The organism is Sphingopyxis sp. GW247-27LB (assembly GCF_002277025.1).
Lineage (GTDB): Bacteria > Pseudomonadota > Alphaproteobacteria > Sphingomonadales > Sphingomonadaceae > Sphingopyxis.
Genome location: NZ_NIWD01000013.1, coordinates 325,868 through 345,224, shown reverse-complemented (window position 1 = coordinate 345,224; position 19,357 = coordinate 325,868). Strand labels below are relative to the sequence as shown.

The window sequence follows — 19,357 nt, the reverse complement described above, 5'->3', positions numbered from 1 at the left end:
AGAGCCTGAATTGAAACGTCACTTAGTCGTGCAATCCAGCCAGCCCCGCTTCTACCCCCTACCGCACAGGTCCATCCGTCTTGGGAATACAGTCGAAGTAGCTCTGGTTCGGGTTGAGGAACATCTTCACCAGATACCCGCCGCGAGTGACATCGCAGGCGGCGATCACATATTGCCTCGGACTCCAATAGGGGGATGACATGCTGTCGGCCTCGCCTGCCGGCACCTCCATATGATAGCTTTTGCCTGCACGCGCGACCTGCACAAATCCCTGGGGACTGGGCGTATGGGCGGGTGGCTGCCGGAGGAGAGGACGGAAATCCGATGGAGGAGAATCCGGGAGAAAGGCGCTATCGGGAGCCGCCATCGCGTCCTGCTGAAATTTGCGATTGATGAACTCGGGCGAGACATAGCTGCTCTCGGGTCCGCCAAAACTCAGATAATAAAGCTGGTCCACGGGACATTCGTTCCGGAGAATGAAGTTGATCACATCAAAGATCTTGCCAGTCTCCTGCGCGAAACGGGCGCGCTGCAGCTTGTCGATTTTCAGACAATCATTTCCCCAACGCTTCCCCGAGGGCAATGGTCCGGAGGACTGCACGGCCATGCTGCCGCCTGCAGCAGAGGCTGCCGCGCCATGTCCTTTGGGATTGGCTCCCCGCCTTCCGGCGATCGCCGCATCGTAGGCACAAATCATCAGCCGGAAGGTTGCGGCATCTTCCTTGGCACCGGCCGCCTGGGCGGTGGACAGGGAGTCCTTGAAGGCGTCTCTCATCACCGCCAAGGCGTCGGCAGTGGCATCGGCGCGTTCGACACCCGGCGGCAGCAGAGCTTCCCGCACCGCCGCATCCGGGGCGCCCAGCCGCCGCATCGCAGCCTGTTCGGCTTGACAGTCGGAGCCGCTGACCGGGGTCTGCGCCCGCGCCGGGCCGGCCGCCAGAAGCAGCGCACCCCACAGAGCGGCGGCGCCCATCCATATCTTTTTCATCGCGCCTCCCCTGCGATCACTCCCTGCCCAGCGCGGCATTCCAGGCCGAAACAGGGGCTTGCCCATAAATCTTCGCTTCCCCCCGTTCGGGTGAGAGGCGCTCGAAACCTAGCGCAGCACCGCCCAGGTCGGCGCATGGTCGCTCGCCTTTTCGCGGCCGCGGTGATCCTTGTCGACGCCGGCGTCGACCAGCCGGTCGGCGAGCGCGGGGCTGAGCAGGAGATGGTCGATGCGAAAGCCGTGGTCGCGTTGCCAGCCGCCCGCCTGATAGTCCCAGAAGGTCCAGACGCCCCCGGCCGGATGGCGGCTGCGGATCGCGTCGGTCCAGCCATCGCCGAGCATCCGGAAATACGCATCGCGCGAATCGGGCTGCATCAGCGCGTCGTTCGCCATCGCGCGCGGGTCCCAGACGTCGTCGTCGTGCGGGATGACATTATAATCGCCGGTCAGGATGGTCGGGATTTCGGCGGCGAGCAGGGCGCGTGCGCGCTCGCGCAGCCGCTTCATCCAGCGCAGCTTGTAATCGAATTTCGGGCCCGGCTGCGGGTTGCCGTTGGGAAGGTAGATCGACGCGACCCGGATGCCGTGGACGTCGGCCTCCAGATAGCGCGACTGCTCGTCCTCGGCCTCGCCGGCGAGGCCGCGCTGGATTTCGACCGGCTCGGTGCCGCGCGCGAGGATCGCGACGCCGTTGAACCCCTTTTGCCCGTGATAGAGCATGCCGTACCCCGCCGCCTCGATCTCGGCGGTCGGCATCGTCTCGTCGCTCGATTTCAGTTCCTGCAGGCAGGCGACGTCGGGCTGGGTTTCCTCGAGCCATTCGACGAGGCGCGGCATCCGCGCTTTGATGCCGTTGATGTTGAAGGTGGCGATTTTCATCGCCCGTCTATGGCAGGAAGCGTTTCGCCAGGAAAGGCGTCAGATCGAGAAGCTCGATCCGCAGCCGCAGCCTGAGGCGGCGTTCGGGTTCTCGACCTTGAACGACGATCCGCCGAGCGAATCGACGAAATCGACGGTACAGCCGCGCACCAGGTCCATGCTGACCGGATCGACGACCAGCTTCACCCCATCGGTCTCGGTGACGATGTCGTCGGCGTCGATGGTTTCGGCCAGATCGAAGCGATAGGTGAAACCCGAGCAGCCGCCGCCGTCGACCGCAAGACGCAGCGCGGGAAGATCAGCGCCCTTGCGTTCGGCGATCCAGCGCACGCGCGCCGCGGCGGCGGGGGACAGGGCGATATCGGAAAGCTGGGTGGCCATGACGCCAAGATAGGGCTTCGCGCGCAAATGAAAAGGGCGCCCCGGCCTTTGGCCGGAGGGCGCCCCTCCTCTCCGACCCTGAAAGTCTTATTCTTCGGGACCGCCCATCGCGAGCGCCTTGCCGTCGCCCGAGAGCGCGGCGATCGCCATCGAGTCCGAACGGACGAAGGGCAGCGGGTTGACCGGCGCGCCGTCGATACGGACTTCATAGTGCAGATGGTTGCCGGTCGAACGGCCCGTCGAGCCGACATAACCGATGATTTCGCCCTTCTTCACCTGCTGCCCCGGATGGACGATGTAGGAGGACATGTGGCCGTAGCGCGTCTCGATCGCGTTGCCATGCTCGATCTCGACATAATTGCCATAGCCGCCGAGGCGCTGGGCGCGGCCGACGATGCCGTCGGCGGTCGCGTAAATGGGGGTGCCGCGGGGTGCGGGGATGTCGATGCCGTTGTGGCGCGCGACGCGGCCCGTGATCGGGTGGGTGCGCATGCCATAGGAGGAGGAGAGCGACATCTGCTCGATCGGGCGGCGCGAGGGCACCGAAACGCCAATCGAGGCGGTGAGGCCCGTATCGAGGCGCTTCCACGCCTGGAACACCGCGCGCGCTTCACCGTCTTCCTTGACCGAGGGAGTCACGCCCGCGTCGAAGCCCTCGTCGTCGGGCTCGTCGGGAACGGGCACGCCGGCGGCGGCGCTCGTTTCGACCGCGTGCGCCGGGGCGGTCATGCCCATCGACGCCAGCGCGCAGAAAATCAGTCCGAGATGAAACCTTTGCGTTCGTGTCGCGTTCCGCACGTATCGACCCCGCTCTTAGCCATGTCGCCGACGGTGTTTTTTGCTCCGCCGGTGCCGGTTGTTTGTCTGGATGGGATAATTCCCTGCCCGCGGGAGCCTTGGTGCATGGGCAAAGGTTACGAAGCAATAACCGCGTAGTATTCTTGCGTTAAACCGGCGTCACGGCGCGCCGAGTCGTTGAACGGCGGCTTCAAACTCCCGCGAAAGCGCGATTTTACGAGGCTTTGCCACGTTTCGACCACGTTGAATCCCCGTTCGTCGCACATCCAGCCGAACCAGACTGTGCCCGCGCGCACATGCCGGATTTCGTCCTTGTAAATACGCGATAAAATCCGCGCCGACGCCTCGTCGCCGACCGCGCGGAAGCGATCGACCGTCGCCGGGGTGACGTCGAGCCCCCGCGCCTCGAGCACCATCGGCACGATCGCGAGCCGCGCCAGCGCATCGTCGGCGGTCGCCGCCGCCGCTTCCCAGAGGCCGGCGTGCGCGGGAAGCGCGCCATAATGGCTGCCGAGCGCGCGCAGCCGCCGGTCGAGCAGCGCGAAATGCATCGCCTCGTCGGCCGCGACGCCGAGCCAGTCGTCGACGAAGCCGCGCGGAAATGCTCCGCCGAAACGCCCCACCAGATCGACCGCGAGGTCGATCGCGACGAATTCGATATGCGCGAGCGCGTGGAGCATCGCGATGCGGCCGCGTTCGGACCCGCCCTTGCGGCGCCGCGGCATCTGGCTCGGCGCCAGCAATTCGGGCACCGCGGGCCACGCCGGCTGGTCCGGCATCGGCGTATCGCAGCGATGGTCGAGTGCGCCGCGCCGCCATTCCCGCGCCAGCGCGCGCGCCGCGCGGCGCTTGTCGTGCGGGTCCGGCGTCAGCAGGACCGCCCGCGCGGCTTCGCCGAGGCTGGTCAAAGCGCCTTCGCCGCCTCCAGCACCGCGTCGGCATGCCCCTTCACGCGCACCTTGCGCCATAGCTGCGCGAGCTTGCCGTCGGCGCCGAACAAAAATGTCGAGCGCTCGATTCCCATATAGGTGCGGCCGTAATTCTGTTTCTCCACCCAGGTGCCGAACGCCTCGCACGCCTTGCCATCCTCGTCCGAGGCCAGCCGCACGGTGAGCCCATATTTGTCGCGGAACTTGCAGAGCTTCGCCGGTGCGTCGCGCGACACCGCCAGCACTTGTGCGTTCAGATGCGCGAACTCGGGCGCGAGACGCGTGAAGTCCTGCGCCTCGACCGTGCAGCCCGGCGTGTCGGCCTTGGGGTAGAAATAGACGACCAGCGGCGCGCCCTTCAGCGCCTTCAGATCGATCGCCGCGCCGTCGGCATCGAGCAGCGTCACGGCGGGAATGGCATCGCCGATGGCGAGAGTCATGGCTTGGTCTCCTGCTGCGGCGGACGAATCGAGGCCCACCAGTTCGCGATCTCCTGCCGCGCCGCGTCATGCGCGGCAAGCAGTTGCGGCCAGCCCGGCTCGCCGCAGGCGCTCGCGACGAGCTGACGCGCGGCGGGGGTCGCGGGTTCCCCGTCGGGCGCGGTCAGCCGCAGCATCACGAGCATCCGCCCGAGCAGGCCGTGCGCGTCGCACACCTCGGCCGGCGCGAGCCCGCTCGCCTTCAGGCAGGCGAGCGCCGAACCGATATTGGGGTCGTGGCACTGGCCGCTCGCGAGCTGCGTGACCTGCATCGCGAATTCGAGGTCGACGAGCCCGCCCGGCCCGCCCTTGATGTCGAGCGGGCCTTTCGCGGGCTTGTGCGCGGCGATCTTGTCCCGCATCTCGGCGGCGTCCTGCGCCAGCTTCTTGCGTTCGCGCGGCGCGGCGAGCAGATCGTCGACGATGCGCTGCACCGCCGCCTTCGCTGCGTCCGAGCCGTAGACCGGCCGCGCGCGGAGCAGCGCCATATGCTCCCACGTCCACGCCTCCTCGCGCTGATAGCGCTCGAAGCTGTCGAGGGTGACGACGAGCGGGCCCTGCGCGCCCTGGGGGCGCAGGCGCGTGTCGACGTCGTAGAGCTTGCCCGCCGCCGTCGGCACCGACATCGCCCCGGTCACGCGCTGCGCGAGGCGGTTGTAATAGGTCGTCGCGCCAAGCGGGCGCGGCCCGTCCGATTCGGCGAGGTGATCGCCGGTGAAGAGATAGATGAGGTCGAGGTCCGACGCGTGGGTCAGCGCCCTGCCCCCGAGCCGGCCGAGCGCGAGCACGACGAGTTCGCTGCCCGGGACGCGCCCGTGCGCCGCCTCGAACTCGGCGACGGTCGCGTCGGCGAGAACCTGCAGCGCCGCCTCGGCGAGTTCGGAATAGCCGCAGGCGATCGCCATCGGGTCTGTCGCCCCGGCGATGAGCTGCACCCCATAGGCGAAGCGCCGCTCGCCGACGCGGTCGCGCGCGCGGTCGAGCAGCCGCTCATAGTCGAGCCCCGCGAGCCCCGGCGTCCATTCGGCGAGCAGTTCGGCCTTGGTCGCGGGCGCGTCGAAGGCGCGCTTGTCGATCAGCCCCTCGATCAGCTCGACCCGCGCGCCGAGCGCATCGGCGAGCGTCGGGGCGATCGACAGGATGCGCGTCGCGATCTTCGCGAGCTCGGGCTGCGCCGCGAGCAGGTGAAAGAAGCCCACCGCGCTCGGCAGCCCCGCGACCAGCTTGTCGAAGCGCACGAGCGTCGCCTGCGGATCGGGCGCCGCGCCGATCGCCTTGACCAGTTCGGGAAGCACCGCCTCGAGCGCTTCGAGCGCCGCGGGGCTGCGCAGCGCGCGCAGCTTGCCGCCGCGCCATTCGGCGATGGCGCGCAGTGCCCCGTCGGGTGGCTCGAAGCCCGCCGCCATCAGCGCCCCCGCCAGTTCGCCTTCATCGCGGGGGAGCCCGCCGGTCGCGGCGCGCTCGACCACCAGGCTGTCGTAGCAGGCACCGACGTCGGTCACGACGGGCAGAAGCGTCGCGAGCAGCCCCGCACCGTCGGCCTCGCCGTCGAGCCGCGCGACCGCGTCGAGCGCATCGGGCTGGATCGGCAGGCTGTGCGTCTGCTGGTCCTCGATCATCTGCAGCCGATGCTCGATCCGGCGCAGCGTGGCGTAGTGGCCGGTCAGCCGCGTGGCGACGTCGGCGTCGATCCGTCCGGCCTTCGCGAGCGCGGCGAGCGCGTCGACGGTGGCGGGAGCGCGCAGCGACGGGTCGCGGCCGCCGTAGATGAGCTGGTGGACCTGCGCGAAGAATTCGATCTCGCGGATGCCGCCGCGCCCGCGCTTGAGGTCGTAGCCGGGGCCGAATTGCTGGCCTTGCGCGAAATGGTCGCGGATGCGGTCGCTCATCGCCCCGATTTCCTTGAGTTGTCGGAAATCGAGGCTGCGGCGCCAGATGAAGGGCTGGATCGCGGCGAGAAAATTTCCGCCGAGCGCGCGGTCGCCCGCCGACGCGCGCGAGCGGATGAAGGCCGCCTGCTCCCACGCGAGCGCCTCGGATTCATAGTAAGAGATCGCCGCGCTCACCGGCAGCACGATCGGCGTCACCTCGGGGTGCGGGCGCAGCCGCAGGTCGACGCGCAGCACATGGCCGTCGGCCGTGCGCGCCGAGAGGATTTCGACCACCCGCCGCGCGATCCGCACCGCGGCCTCGTCGGGGTCGTCGCGCGAGCGCCGGGGCAATGTCTCGGGGTCGAAGATCAGGATCGGGTCGATGTCCGACGAGTAATTGAGCTCGTGGCTGCCGAGCTTGCCGAGCGCAATGACCGAAAGCCCGCGCGGTTCCTCGTCCGGCACCCGCTCGGCGAAGGCCGCGGCGAGCGCCGCGTCGCACGCCTGGTCGGCGAAGGCCGACAGCCGCCGTGTGGTCGCGGCGACGTCATGCTCGCCCGACAGGTCGCCGAGCGCGAGGAGCAGCGCGATCCGGCCGCGCCACTGACGCAGCGCGCGCATGATGTCGTCATCCGCGGGCGGCGACGCGACGCTCGCGAGCGCCGCGTCGGCGCCTTCGGCCAGATAGCGCGTAACATCATCGGGATAGAGATCAGCGAGCCGCGCGAGAAAAGGCGCGTTGGCGGTCAGCCGGGCGAGCGCCGACTGGCGGGCGGAGGCGTCGGATGCGGTCATCGCCCGCCGCTATCGCCTGCCCCTGCCCACGGGGCAACCCCAAGTGCGTCATTGCAACGCTGCCGTCCCCAACCTCGTCATCCTGAACTCGTTTCAGGGTCCATGGCCTGCCCTCGAATGTCGGGGTCGCCTGGAAGGAGAGACCTGGCCATGGATGCTGAAACAAGTTCAGCATGACGAAGCGGTGATGATGGCGCTTCGCCCAACAGGAGCGACCCGCCCGCCCTCAGGCCGGGACCGTGCTCTGGTCGAAGAACAGCACCTGCGACACCGCGGCGCGGAGCGTCGCGGGCTGATAGGGCTTGGTGAGCAGGAAGGCGGGCTCGGGGCGGTCACCGGTCAGCAGCCGCTCGGGGAAGGCGGTGATGAAGATGACCGGCACCTTCAGATCGCTCAGAATCTCCTGCACCGCCTCGATCCCCGAACTGTTGTCGGCGAGCTGGATGTCGGCGAGGACGAGCCCCGGCTGGTGCGCCTGCGCCTCGGCCACCGCCTCGCGATGCGTCGTCGCGACGGCAACCACCTCGTGCCCCAGGTCGCGGACGATCATCTCGATATCCATCGCGATGATCGGTTCGTCCTCGATGATCAGGATGCGCGCGCGCGTCTGGCGGTCGATCTCGTCGAGCGCCTCGGCGATCAGCTTGCGCACCGCGTCGGCGTCGCGCCCGATGATGCGCCCCGTCTCGGCTTCGCCGAAACCTTCGACCGCGGTCAGCAGCAGGGCCTGGCGAGCGAGCGAGGGAATGCGCCGGAGCCGCGCGTCGGCGATCGCGATATCGGCCGCCGTTTCCGCGTCAGCGGGCGCCTGCGCGCTCGCGAGGCCGAAATTGTCGTGGACCATGCGATAGAGCTGGATTCGCAGGTCGGCGCCGGTGTCGACAGCACCCGGATTGGCGACCAGCGTCTCGAGCAATTGGGCCACCAGCGCATCGCCGCTCGTCTGGCTTCCCGAAATGGCACGCCCATAGCGGCGCAGATAGGGAAGATGCGGCGCGATCGCCTGACCCAATGACATATGAAAACCTCCTGATACAGGCCGGAAAACCTGCCTTAAACACCGCGGAAGCGGACGCTTTCACCCCCGTGCCGCCGGCGCCCGATATAATTGCTCCGTAGCGGAACGATCTAGCCGTAAATTAGTTTCATGGGAAAGCAGCAAACGCGCCATTGCTCTTTGGTGAAGGCGCGGTTAGCAGAAGGCCCCATGTTCAGCGGATACCTCGATAATGTCGTCTGAATCCGGATCGCCTCAACCCAAGGCTTCCGGGAAAGACGCCGAAAAGAAAAACCCCCGCAAAGGTCAGGACGTTAATCTCGCCCTGCGCCGCGCTTACGAGTCGGCGGTCGACGAGACGATTCCGCAGTCGATGCTCGACCTGCTCAACAAGCTCAACTGATCTTCAGCGCCGGTAACGCGCTTCGAAATCCGCCTGGAAGGCGGCAAAACGCCCCGCCGCGATCGCGTCGCGCATCGCCTGCATCAGCGCCTGATAGAAATGCAGATTATGCTGGGTCATCAGCATCGCGCCCAGCATCTCGCCCGAGCGGACAAGATGGTGGAGATAGGCGCGCGACCAGGTCATGCAAACCGGACAGTCGCACGACGCATCGAGCGGGCCCAGATCCTCGGCATGCTTCGCATTGCGGATGTTGACCGGGCCGTCCCAGGTGAAGGCCTGGCCGTTGCGGCCCGACCGCGTCGGCAGCACGCAATCGAACATGTCGACCCCGCGCGCGACCGCGCCGACGAGGTCGTCGGGCTTGCCGACGCCCATCAGATAGCGGGGCTTGTCGGCGGGAAGCTGCGCGGGCGCATAGTCGAGCACGCCGAACATCGCCTCCTGCCCCTCGCCCACCGCCAGCCCGCCGATCGCATAGCCGTCGAAGCCGATGTCGGTCAGCGCAGCGGCCGAGCGCGCGCGCAGCCGCTCGTCGAGCGATCCCTGCTGGATGCCGAACAGCGCCGATCGCGCCGCATGCTCCCCACCCGTGTCGAAGCCCGCGCGGCTGCGCGCCGCCCAGCGCATCGAACGATCCATGCTCGCCTCGGCGCGCTTCGCGTCGACCCCGGCGGGCGGGCATTCGTCGAACGCCATGACGATATCGCTGCCGAGCAGGCGCTGGATCTCCATCGAGCGTTCGGGGGTCAGCATGTGGCGCGAACCGTCGAGGTGACTCTGGAACGCGACTCCCTCCTCGCTCTGCTTGGTGAGCGCGGACAGGCTCATCACCTGATAGCCGCCGCTGTCGGTCAGGATCGGCCGGTCCCAGCCCATGAAGGCGTGCAGCCCGCCCAGGCGTGCCATCCGCTCGGCGCCGGGGCGCAGCATCAGATGATAGGTGTTGCCGAGGATGATGTCGGCGCCAGTCGCGCGCACTTCGGCAGGCCGCATCGCCTTCACCGTCGCCGCGGTGCCGACGGGCATGAAGGCGGGAGTGCGGATCTCGCCGCGCATCATGCGGATGACGCCGGTGCGCGCGGCGCCGTCGGTCGCGGCGACCTGGAAGGCGAATCTGTCGGTCATGGCGCGCGCCCTATGACGGGAGTGGCGCTGAAAGTCGAGACGGCGGGAGCGGCGCGGTCAGGCGGCTTGCCAGTCGCTCGTCGTGGTGAAGGCGGGCAGCGCCATCGCCGGCGTGTTCTGGGCGGCGGCGGCGATCAGATAGGGCGAGACGCGGTGGCGCGTGCACAGGCCGCCATTGCCGTCGCTGACCAGCGACTGCTCGAATTCGATGCCCTGCTGATGCTTCATCGAGCGGCGCACGACCGCGGTGACGAGCTGTCCCTCGCCGAAATCGATCACGAAGCGGGTGCCGACCGGAACCTCGAGCAGCCCCTCGATGAAGGCGCCCGACGCCGACAGGTTGCGCATCACGACGCCATAGCGATGGTTGTCGTGGATCGCGGCGACCTTGCGGAACAGCGAGACGCGGTCGGTGCGCTGCTTGGCGGGGCCCGCGGGCTTGATCATCCAGGACCCGGCCTCGGCATGCTCCAGAAGCTCGCCATGCGGCACCGGCTTGCTGTAGACGAAGCCCTGCACATGGCTGACGTGGAGCTTGCGGATCAGGTCGAGCTGGTCGAGCGATTCGATGCCCTCGGCGGTCGTTTCCATCTCCAGCGCCTCGGCCAGTGCGACGATCGCCGCAATGATCGCCCCATTCCGAGACCCCCTAACCGTCGCGCCGCGCACGAAGCTCTGGTCGATCTTGATCTTATCGAACGGCGCTGACTGCAGATAGCCGAGCGACGAATAGCCGGTGCCGAAATCGTCGAGCGCGAGCCGGACGCCGAGCCCCTTCAGCGCCTTGAACATGCGCGCGGTCTCGTTCGAATCGCCAAGGAAGACGCTTTCGGTGATCTCGAGTTCGAGCCGGTCGGGTTCGAGGCCCGTCGTCGCCAGCGCGCTCGCCACCACCCTCGGCAGATCCTCGTTCGCGAACTGGATCGGCGAGACGTTGACCGCGACGCGCATGTCGCCCGGCCAGCGCGCGGCGTCCTCGCACGCCTTGCGCAATACCCATTCGCCGAGCGCCCAGATCAGATTGGCCTCCTCGGCGATCGGGACGAACAGCGACGGCGAGATCGGCCCGCGCTCGGGGTGGTTCCAGCGCACCAGCGCCTCGACGCCGGTCACCATGTTCGACTTCGCCTGCACCACCGGCTGGTAATGCAATTCCATCTGTCCCCGGCCGAGCGCGTCGCGCAGATCCTCTTCGAGCGCGCGGCGGTCTTCGGCGGCCTGGTGGAGGTCGCTCGAATAGAAGCGGAAACGGCCGCGGCCGCCACCCTTCGCGGCATAGAGCGCGAGGTCGGCGTTGCGGACGAGGTCGTCGCTGGCCACGCCGTCGAAGGGGCTGATCGCGACGCCGACCGAGGCGCCGATGATGCAGCGGCTGCCCTCGACCGAATAGGGTTGCGACAGGCTGGCGATGATGTCGGCGGCGACGTCGCCCAGCTTGCCGCGATCCTCCTGGTCGGGGAGGATGATCTGGAATTCGTCGCCGCCGAGGCGGCTCACCATTTCCTTGTCGCCGACGATCTTGAGCAGCCGCTCTGCGACCTGCTTGAGCAGCGCGTCGCCCGCCGGATGGCCGAGCGTGTCGTTGACCTGCTTGAAGCGGTCGAGGTCAAGCAGCATGATCGCGCACGACCGCTGCTGCTGCGCAAAGGCGGCGAGCGTCGAATCGAGCTTCTTCGAGATGTGGAAGCGGTTGGCAAGGCCGGTGAGCGAATCGTAGAGCGCGAGCCGCGACGCGTCTTCGGCCGACCGGCGCTGCGCCGTGATGTCGGTGCCGCTGCCGCGATAGCCGGCGAAATCGCCGCCGCCGCCAAAATGCGGACGTCCCGACACTGCCCACCAGCGCTCCTCGCCGTCGGCAGCGCTCGCGGCGCGCAGCGGCAGATCGTCGAACTTCGACTGGCGGGTGAGGAGGAAGGGCAGCGTCCGCTGCCGCTCGCCATTGCTGTCGGCGGGCAGGAAGAGGTCGACGAAGGGCGTGCCGAGCAACTCGCCGCCGCTCCGGCCCATCAGCCGCGCGACCGCGTCGGTGATATAGGTCAGGCGCCCCGCGGCGTCGGTCGACCAGAACCAGCCCTGGCGGCTTTCCTCGTAATTCTGGAGCAGCAGCAAGGCTTCGCGCGTATGAAGATTGGGCGCGGAATCGTTCCGCCCCTTGCCGATGCGCGCGCCGAACCGGCCGAAAAAACCGCGCTGTTCCGCGTCGTCGGCATTCCCCTCAACGTCGCCCGCATCGATCCGCGATGCCCTGTCCATCGGCTCAAAAACTCTTGCTGGCCCCAACCAAGCGCCCGCTATGCCCGGAATGCCTTGCAATAATGTAAATATCCGCCCGCTCAGGGGAGCAGCAGGCTCGCGTCGCCATAGCTGTAGAAACGGTAATCCTGCGCGATCGCATGGGCATAGGCCGCCTGCATCGTCTCCAGTCCCATCAGCGCGCTGACCAGCATGAACAGGGTCGAGCGCGGCAGGTGGAAATTGGTCATCAGCCCGTCGATCGCCTTGAAGCGATAGCCGGGGGTGATGAAGATCGCGGTATCGCCTTCGAACGGTGCGATGACGCCGTCCTCGCGCGCCGCGCTTTCAAGGAGGCGGAGGCTCGTCGTGCCGACTGCGATCACGCGCCCGCCCGCCGCGCGCACCGCGTTGAGGCGGTCGGCGGTCGCGGCATCGATGCGGCCCCATTCGGCGTGCATGACATGGTCTTCGGTGTCGTCGGCCTTCACGGGCAGGAAAGTTCCGGCGCCGACGTGAAGCGTCAGCGTCTCGGATCCGATGCCGGCGGCGGTGAGCGTATCGAGCAGCGATAGGGTGAAGTGCAGCGCGGCGGTGGGCGCGGCGACCGCGCCGTCCTGCCTCGCGAACATCGTCTGATAGTCGCTGCGGTCGGCTTCGTCGGTCGCGCGCTTGCCCGCGATATAGGGCGGCAGCGGCATCGTGCCCGCGCGCTCGAGCAGTATCTCGACCGGCTCGTCGCCCGCGAAGGCGAGGACGAAGCTGCCGTCGGGAAGCCGCTCTTCGGCGAGCGCCGCGACCCCCGCGCCGAAATCGACCGTCTCGCCGACGCGCAACCGCTTCGCGTTGCGGACGAACGCCTGCCAGCGGCGAAGGCCGATGCGCTTGTGGAGCGTCGCGCCGATCTTCGCCTCCCCCCGGCGCCCTTCGAGCTGGGCCGGGATGACGCGCGTGTCGTTGAAGACGAGGCAGTCGCCGGCGCGCAGCCGGTTCGGCAGGTCCCGAACGACCGCATCGCCGATCGCGCCGCCCTCGACGACGAGCATCCGCGCCGCATCGCGCGGCCGCGCGGGGCGGAGCGCGATGCGTTCGGGCGGCAGGTCGAAATCGAAGGCGTCGACGCGCATGAGGGTCCGCGCGTCCTTGCCCGGTTACTGCGCGATCGGCGCGTTGAGCTGGTCGGCGGTGATCGCGGGCGCGGCTGGCTGCGTTTCGGTCAGCATCGCGGCGGGCGGCACCGGCTTGTTGTCGGCGGCGACCGACACCTGCACCATGCGCGACATCAGCGCGGGCGGCTCGCCCTTCTGGATCGCATCGACATATTGCATCCCCGACACCACGCGGCCGAACACCGTATAGCGATGGTCGAGCGCGAAGCGCGGCTGGAACATGATGAAGAACTGGCTGTTCGCGCTGTCCTCCCCCTCGGCGCGCGCCATCGACACCGTGCCGCGCAGGTGCGGCATATCGTTGAATTCGGCCTTGAGGTCGGGGAGCTTCGAACCGCCCTGTCCGGTCGCGGTCGGATCGCCCGTCTGCGCCATGAAGCCGTCGATCACGCGGTGGAACTTGACCCCGTCGTAAAAGCCCGCGCGCGCGAGTTCCTTGACCCGCGCGACATGGTTCGGCGCGACGTTGGGATAGAGCTGGATCACCACCCGTCCGCCGGTCGAGAGGTCGAGGTCGAGCATATATTCGGGATTGTTCAGATATTGGTCGGGCGTCATCGCCGGGATCACCGGCGGCGCGACCGCCGGAGCCGCATCGGCCGCGGCCGGGGCGTCGGCCGGCGGCGTCTCGGCCGGCGGCGCTTCAGGGGGAGGCGTTTCGGCGGGCGGCGCCGGAGCCGGGATTTCGGTCGGGGTCGGATTTCCCTCTGGCGTCGGCCCCGGCGGCGGCGGCGCTTCCTGCGCGACGGCCGAAGCCGCGAGGCCGAGCGCCATCACCGTCAGGATCATGGGGCGAAAAGTGAATTTCATACTATATCGGCCTTTGTCAGTGAATCCGGTTTGCGCCCCGTCGGCGCGACCTAGCGGGAAAAAGCTGAACGCTCAATGATTGCGTATGGATGAAGCGGCACCGGCCCGCTCCCCCACCCGACCTCCCATAGGCTACTATCGTCGGGGAGGCCGGGTGGGGGAGCGGGCCGGTGCCGCGCATTCCAGAAAATAACGATCAGCCTTCGCCCTGCCGAAGCCCCCGTTCGGCGATGCGGCCGACGACCGCCTCGCGCACCGCGGGGGTGACGAATTTGTGGATATCACCGCCGAAGATCGCGATTTCCTTGACCAGCCGCGACGCGATCGGCTGCAGCCCGACGTCGGCCATCAGGAAGACCGTCTCGATCCGGTCGTTGAGTTGCTGGTTCATCCCCGCCATCTGATATTCATATTCGAAGTCGGCGACCGCGCGCAGGCCGCGGACGATGACGCTCGCACCCTCGCGCTCCGCGAAATCCATCAGCAGCGCGTTGAAGCCGACGACGCGAATGTCGCCCTCGATCGCCGCGACCTCGCTGCGCACCATCGCGATGCGCTCGTCGTCGTCGAACAGCGGCGATTTGGTGATGTTGGTCGTCACCCCTATCACGAGCCGGTCGACCAGCTTCGCGCCGCGGCGGATGATGTCCATATGCCCGAGCGTGATCGGATCGAACGTCCCGGGATAAACCCCAATGCGCATCAACGGTCCCTTTCCACCACATAGCGCGCGATGGCGCGCAGCAGCGCGGCCTCCTCGCCGAAACCCGACAGATGGGCGATCGCCTGCTCGACGAGCAGCGCCGCCTGTTCGCGGGCGCGCTCGATCCCCATCAGCGTGACGAAGGTCGCCTTGCCCGCTGCGTCGTCCTTGTGCAGCGCCTTGCCCGCGAGCGCCTCGTCGCCCTCGACGTCCATGATGTCGTCGGCGATCTGAAAGGCGAGCCCGATGTCGCGCGCATAGCCGCGCAGCGGCGTGCGGCCCTCGGCCGGGATGCGGGCGAGGATCGCGCCCGCCTCGACCGAGAAGCCGATCAGCGCGCCGGTCTTGAGCTGCTGCAGCCGCGTCACGGTCGGCAGGTCGAAATCGGCGGTTTCGGCGGCGAGGTCCATCATCTGCCCGCCCGCCATGCCGGCCGGTCCCGCCGCGCGCGCCAGCTCGCGCACCAGCTCGCCGCGGACGAACGGGTCGGCATGGGTCGCGGAATCGATCAGCCACTCGAAGGCGAGCGCGTGGAGCGAATCGCCCGCGAGGATCGCGGTCGCCTCGCCATAGGCCTTGTGCACCGTCGGCTTGCCGCGGCGCATGTCGTCGTCGTCCATGCAGGGCAGATCGTCGTGGATCAGCGAATAGACGTGCATCGCCTCGACCGCCGCCCCGACGCGCAGCGCCGGCGCGCGGTCGACATGATAAAGGTCGCCCGCCGCGCGCACGAGCAGCGGACGCAGCCGCTTGCCACCGCCGATCGCGGCGTGGCGCATCGCTTCGTAAAGCGGACCGCGCGGGTCGGTCGGGATCGCGAGCAAGCGGTCGAAAAGCCCGTCGATTCCGTCGGCGACCTCGGCCTGCGCCGCGCGCACGATGAGCGCGTCCGCCTCCGTGCCGCCCTCGACGAGCGCCGCCACGGGTCAGGCTTCGCCGAAGGGCGCGGTTCCCGCGGGCTGGCCGTCGGCGCCGAGGCTGACCTGTTCGATACGCGCCTGCGCCGCGGCGAGCCGCGCTTCGCAATGCGCGCGCAGCGCGTGGCCGCGCTCGTAGAGCGCAACCGATTCCTCGAGGCTGACATCGCCGCTTTCGAGCCGCCGCACGATCGTTTCGAGCTCGCCCATCGCCGCCTCGAACGACAGCGAGGCGAGTCCAGCGGCGGCGGCGGGGTCGGGCGTGTCCGTCATGGCGCCTGCTTTGGCCTCTTCGGCCCCATGCGGTCAAGCTTGACGTCGCCCCGCGCGGCGATAGGCTCGCGCCATGTTCGTCGGCCACTTCGCCCCGGCGCTGGTCGCCGCCGCCCGCCCCCGCGCCGCCGGGCTCGGCACCTTGTTCGTCGCCGCGCAGATCGTCGACATCGGCTTCGCGGCGTTGCTGATCCCGGGCGTCGAGGCGATGCGGATCGTCCCCGGCATCACCGTGATGAACCCGATGGACCTCTATCACATGCCCTATACGCACAGCCTGCTCGGCGCGCTGCTGTGGGGCGCGGTGTTCGGCGGGTTGGTCGGGCTCGCGACGCGGCGGCGCACGGCGGCGATCGGCGCGGGGCTCGTCGTCCTTTCGCACTGGCTGCTCGACCTGATCGTCCATATCCCCGACCTCACGCTGTTCGGTGCGCCGCCGAAGCTGGGGCTGGGCCTCTGGAACCATCCGCTGATCGAAATGCCGCTGGAGATCCTGCTGACCGGCGGCGCGCTCGTCTATTATGCGGCACGGACGCGAGCGCCCTCGGGTCCTCTGCGGCTGTGGGTGCTGGCAGGGTTGCTCGCGCTGTTCCAGGCGATCGACTGGTTCGGCCCGAAGGAACCCGCCTATTCGCTCGCCATCCCCGCGACGATGCTTTTCGCCTATGCGCTGCTCGCGTTGACGGCCTGGTGGGCGGGGCGCAACCGCGTCGCCGCCGCTGCCTGAACCGGCGATCGCGCGGCCCGATCCCAAAAAGGACGCATGGGGTCTGTTCCTATCGCGCGCGCGCGGCTAAAGGCGCGCCATGACTCAGCCCGCAACCGCCATCACCCCCGAAATCGTCGCCGAGCACGGCCTTTCGCCTGAGGAATATGATCGCGTCCTCCACGCGCTCGGGCGCGAGCCGAACCTCGTCGAACTCGGCATCTTCTCGGTCATGTGGTCCGAACATTGCAGCTACAAAAGCTCGCGCATCCATTTGAAGAAGCTGCCGACCGAAGCGCCGTGGGTGATCTGCGGCCCTGGCGAGAATGCCGGCGTCATCGACATCGGCGAAGGCCCGGACGGCAAGAAGCTCGCCGCCATCTTCAAGATGGAGAGCCACAACCACCCGTCGTACATCGAACCCTATCAGGGCGCGGCGACCGGGGTCGGCGGCATCCTGCGCGACGTCTTCACCATGGGCGCGCGCCCGGTCGCGAACCTCAACGCGCTGCGTTTCGGCAGCCCCGACCATCCGAAGATGAAGCATCTGATCTCGGGCGTCGTCCACGGTATCGGCGGCTACGGCAATTGCGTCGGCGTGCCCACGGTCGGCGGCGAGGTCAATTTCCACAAGGCCTATGACGGCAACATCCTCGTCAACGCGATGACCGTCGGCGTCGCCGAGCAGGACAAGATCTTCTATTCGGCCGCGAGCGGCGTCGGCAATCCGATCGTCTATGTCGGCTCGAAGACCGGCCGCGACGGCATCCACGGTGCGACGATGGCATCGGCGGACTTCGGCGAGGACGCCGAGGAAAAGCGCCCGACGGTGCAGGTCGGCGATCCCTTCACCGAAAAGCTGCTGATCGAGGCGTGCCTCGAGCTGATGGCGTCGGACGCGATCGTCGCGATCCAGGACATGGGCGCCGCGGGGCTGACCAGCTCGTCGGTCGAGATGGCGTCGAAGGGCGGCGTCGGCCTCCACCTCAAGATGGACGACGTGCCGCAGCGCGAGACCGGCATGACGGCGTATGAGATGATGCTGTCGGAAAGCCAGGAACGCATGCTGATGGTCCTGAAGCCCGGCCGCGAGGACTTCGCCGCCGCGATATTCCACAAATGGGAACTCGACTTCGCGGTCATCGGCACCGTCACCGATACCGGGCGCATGGTGCTCGAGCATAAGGGCGAGATCGTCTGCGACATCCCGCTCGCCCCGCTTGCCGACGACGCGCCGCTCTACGACCGGCCGCACGTCCCGACGCCGAAGCAGGCCGAACTGACAAACATTCCCGAGACGGCTGACGTTGCGGCCGACCTCAAGACTTTGATGGGCGCCCCCGATATCGCCAGCCGCCGCTGGATCTGGGAGCAGTATGACAGCCAGGTCGGCGCCGACACGGTGCAGACCGGCGGCGACGCCGCGCTCGTCCGCATCCACGGCACCAACCGCGCGCTCGCGATGAGCACCGACTGCACCCCGCGCTATTGCTACGCCGACCCCGTCGAGGGCGGCAAGCAGGCGGTCGCCGAAACCTGGCGCAACATCACCGCGGTTGGCGCGACGCCGCTCGCGATCACCAACTGCCTCAACTTCGCCAACCCGCAACGCCCCGAGATCATGGGCCAGATCACCGGCTGCCTCGACGGCATGGGCCAGGCGTGCCGCGCGCTCGACTATCCGATCGTGTCGGGCAACGTCAGCCTCTATAACGAGAGCAAGGCGACCGGCGGCGGCAGCGCGATCCTGCCGACCCCCGCGATCGGCGGCGTCGGCGTGATCGACGATCTCGCCAAGGCGGTCGGCATCGGCTTCAAGCGCACCGGCGACATCGTGCTCGCGGTCGGCGAGCGCGCCGGGCACCTCGGCCAGTCGGTGTGGCTGCGCGAAATCCTCGGCCGCGAGGAAGGCCCGCCGCCGCCCGTCGACCTGAAAGCCGAAAAGCGCACCGGCGACTTCATCCGCGGCGCGATCAATGCGGGCTGGATCACCGCCTGCCACGATGTTTCCGACGGCGGTGTCGCGGTGGCGCTTGCCGAAATGGCGCTCAAATCGAACATCGGTGTCCTCATCAGTGAAGAGCAGCCCTTCGGCATCGCCGAGAGCTTCTTCGGTGAGGATCAGGGTCTCTACCTCGTCACCGTCTGCGACACCTGCCTTGCCGACTTCCTCGACGCCGCGGGCCGCGCCGACGTTCCGGTCGACCCGCTCGGTCGCACGATCAAGGACCGCATCGTCTTCGAACTGCCCGAGAGCGATCACCAGGTGACGCTCGCCGAACTGCGCGACGCGCATGAGGGCTTCTTTCCGGCGCTGATGGGGGCCGACGCGGCGCTCGCATGATGCGGCGCGCGCTCGTCGCACTGGCGCTGCTGACGACCGCCCTGCCCGCGCAAGCTGCGCCCCGCATAGTCACCTCACCGCAGGCGCTGCCCGCGGACCATAGCCGGCCGCGCATCTTCCTCGGCGGCAGCATCGACATGGGCCGCGCGGCCGACTGGCAGGCCGAGCTGGTAAAATCGCTCGGCGACCTTGATGTCGTCTTTCTCAATCCGCGGCGGCCCGACTGGAACCCGGCTTGGAAGCCGGAGGCGGGCGAGCCTGAATTTCGCCGCCAGGTCGAATGGGAACTCGGCGCGCTCGAATCGGCCGACATCGTCGTGATGTATTTCGCGCCCGGATCGCAGAGCCCGATCAGCCTGCTCGAAATGGGCCTCCACGCGCGCGGCGGAAAATTGATCCTGCTCTGTCCCGAGGGCTTTTGGCGCAAGGGCAATGTCGATATCACCGCCGAACATTATGGCGTCGAGCAGGTCGCGACGATGGACGAACTCGCCGCGGCGGTGCGGCGGCGGGTGGCGGGCTGGACGATGCCGGAGACGGCTTCGCAGGAGTGAT

Annotated in this window: 19 protein-coding genes; 4 read left to right on the top strand and 15 right to left on the bottom strand. The window is 68.1% G+C overall.

Annotated features, from left to right (window positions below; all coding sequences use genetic code 11):
- Window positions 1-58: 58 nt before the first annotated feature.
- The 8 genes from CD928_RS18795 to CD928_RS18760 form a co-directional block, all read right to left on the bottom strand.
- Window positions 59-988, bottom strand: coding sequence for a hypothetical protein (locus CD928_RS18795; RefSeq protein ID WP_095388604.1), 930 nt, complete (start codon window positions 986-988; stop codon window positions 59-61).
- Window positions 989-1,096: 108 nt separating this feature from the next.
- Complete coding sequence (gene xth / locus CD928_RS18790) at window positions 1,097-1,867, bottom strand: exodeoxyribonuclease III (RefSeq protein WP_095388603.1); 771 nt, start codon at window positions 1,865-1,867, stop codon at window positions 1,097-1,099.
- A 39-nt stretch (window positions 1,868-1,906) separates the two neighbouring features.
- On the bottom strand, window positions 1,907-2,248 hold the full coding sequence (erpA, locus tag CD928_RS18785) for an iron-sulfur cluster insertion protein ErpA (protein WP_095388698.1): 342 nt from the start codon (window positions 2,246-2,248) through the stop codon (window positions 1,907-1,909).
- A gap of 87 nt (window positions 2,249-2,335) precedes the next feature.
- Window positions 2,336-2,977, bottom strand: a complete 642-nt coding sequence (locus CD928_RS18780; protein ID WP_095388697.1) for a M23 family metallopeptidase — start codon at window positions 2,975-2,977, stop codon at window positions 2,336-2,338.
- A 185-nt stretch (window positions 2,978-3,162) separates the two neighbouring features.
- Window positions 3,163-3,954: a ferritin-like domain-containing protein gene (locus CD928_RS18775; RefSeq protein WP_255247247.1), complete on the bottom strand. Its 792-nt coding sequence runs from the start codon at window positions 3,952-3,954 to the stop codon at window positions 3,163-3,165.
- Window positions 3,951-4,415: a peroxiredoxin gene (locus CD928_RS18770; protein WP_095388696.1), complete on the bottom strand. Its 465-nt coding sequence runs from the start codon at window positions 4,413-4,415 to the stop codon at window positions 3,951-3,953. Before CD928_RS18770 ends, CD928_RS18775 begins: the two co-directional genes overlap by 4 nt.
- Entirely contained in the window at window positions 4,412-7,120 is a 2,709-nt protein-coding gene (locus CD928_RS18765) for a bifunctional [glutamine synthetase] adenylyltransferase/[glutamine synthetase]-adenylyl-L-tyrosine phosphorylase (RefSeq protein ID WP_095388601.1), read from the bottom strand. Before CD928_RS18765 ends, CD928_RS18770 begins: the two co-directional genes overlap by 4 nt.
- A gap of 226 nt (window positions 7,121-7,346) precedes the next feature.
- Window positions 7,347-8,138: a response regulator gene (locus CD928_RS18760; RefSeq protein WP_095388600.1), complete on the bottom strand. Its 792-nt coding sequence runs from the start codon at window positions 8,136-8,138 to the stop codon at window positions 7,347-7,349.
- 211 nt (window positions 8,139-8,349) lie between these two features.
- Between CD928_RS18760 and CD928_RS23495 the strand changes: the two genes are divergently transcribed.
- The gene (locus tag CD928_RS23495) at window positions 8,350-8,520 is read left to right on the top strand and encodes a NepR family anti-sigma factor (protein WP_176473633.1); all 171 of its coding nucleotides are present in this window, start codon (window positions 8,350-8,352) and stop codon (window positions 8,518-8,520) included.
- A gap of 3 nt (window positions 8,521-8,523) precedes the next feature.
- Here the strand turns inward: CD928_RS23495 and tgt are convergent, their stop codons facing one another.
- The 7 genes from tgt to CD928_RS18725 form a co-directional block, all read right to left on the bottom strand.
- Window positions 8,524-9,648 (bottom strand): tRNA guanosine(34) transglycosylase Tgt, encoded by a 1,125-nt coding sequence (gene tgt / locus CD928_RS18755; RefSeq protein WP_095388599.1) that lies wholly within the window; start codon window positions 9,646-9,648, stop codon window positions 8,524-8,526.
- Window positions 9,649-9,705: 57 nt separating this feature from the next.
- Window positions 9,706-11,901 (bottom strand): bifunctional diguanylate cyclase/phosphodiesterase, encoded by a 2,196-nt coding sequence (locus CD928_RS18750; RefSeq protein WP_095388598.1) that lies wholly within the window; start codon window positions 11,899-11,901, stop codon window positions 9,706-9,708.
- A gap of 80 nt (window positions 11,902-11,981) precedes the next feature.
- Window positions 11,982-13,007, bottom strand: a complete 1,026-nt coding sequence (gene queA, locus CD928_RS18745; protein ID WP_095388597.1) for a tRNA preQ1(34) S-adenosylmethionine ribosyltransferase-isomerase QueA — start codon at window positions 13,005-13,007, stop codon at window positions 11,982-11,984.
- Between the two features lie 24 nt (window positions 13,008-13,031).
- Complete coding sequence (locus tag CD928_RS18740) at window positions 13,032-13,859, bottom strand: peptidylprolyl isomerase (protein WP_255247246.1); 828 nt, start codon at window positions 13,857-13,859, stop codon at window positions 13,032-13,034.
- Between the two features lie 196 nt (window positions 13,860-14,055).
- Complete coding sequence (gene coaD / locus CD928_RS18735) at window positions 14,056-14,562, bottom strand: pantetheine-phosphate adenylyltransferase (RefSeq protein WP_095388596.1); 507 nt, start codon at window positions 14,560-14,562, stop codon at window positions 14,056-14,058.
- Window positions 14,562-15,485 carry a polyprenyl synthetase family protein gene (locus CD928_RS18730; protein WP_095388595.1) on the bottom strand — a complete coding sequence of 308 codons (924 nt, stop codon included), beginning with the start codon at window positions 15,483-15,485 and terminating at the stop codon, window positions 14,562-14,564. The genes coaD and CD928_RS18730 overlap by 1 nt, the downstream gene beginning before the upstream one ends.
- Before the next feature lie 3 nt (window positions 15,486-15,488).
- Window positions 15,489-15,752, bottom strand: a complete 264-nt coding sequence (locus CD928_RS18725) for an exodeoxyribonuclease VII small subunit (RefSeq protein ID WP_095388594.1) — start codon at window positions 15,750-15,752, stop codon at window positions 15,489-15,491.
- Between the two features lie 73 nt (window positions 15,753-15,825).
- Between CD928_RS18725 and CD928_RS18720 the strand changes: the two genes are divergently transcribed.
- The 3 genes from CD928_RS18720 to CD928_RS18710 all read left to right on the top strand — a co-directional run bounded on the left by CD928_RS18720 (window position 15,826) and on the right by CD928_RS18710 (window position 19,356).
- The gene (locus CD928_RS18720) at window positions 15,826-16,479 is read left to right on the top strand and encodes a hypothetical protein (protein WP_095388593.1); all 654 of its coding nucleotides are present in this window, start codon (window positions 15,826-15,828) and stop codon (window positions 16,477-16,479) included.
- Window positions 16,480-16,558: 79 nt separating this feature from the next.
- On the top strand, window positions 16,559-18,802 hold the full coding sequence (gene purL / locus CD928_RS18715) for a phosphoribosylformylglycinamidine synthase subunit PurL (RefSeq protein ID WP_095388592.1): 2,244 nt from the start codon (window positions 16,559-16,561) through the stop codon (window positions 18,800-18,802).
- On the top strand, window positions 18,799-19,356 hold the full coding sequence (locus tag CD928_RS18710) for a nucleoside 2-deoxyribosyltransferase domain-containing protein (protein ID WP_255247245.1): 558 nt from the start codon (window positions 18,799-18,801) through the stop codon (window positions 19,354-19,356). Before purL ends, CD928_RS18710 begins: the two co-directional genes overlap by 4 nt.
- Window position 19,357: the final 1 nt, after the last annotated feature.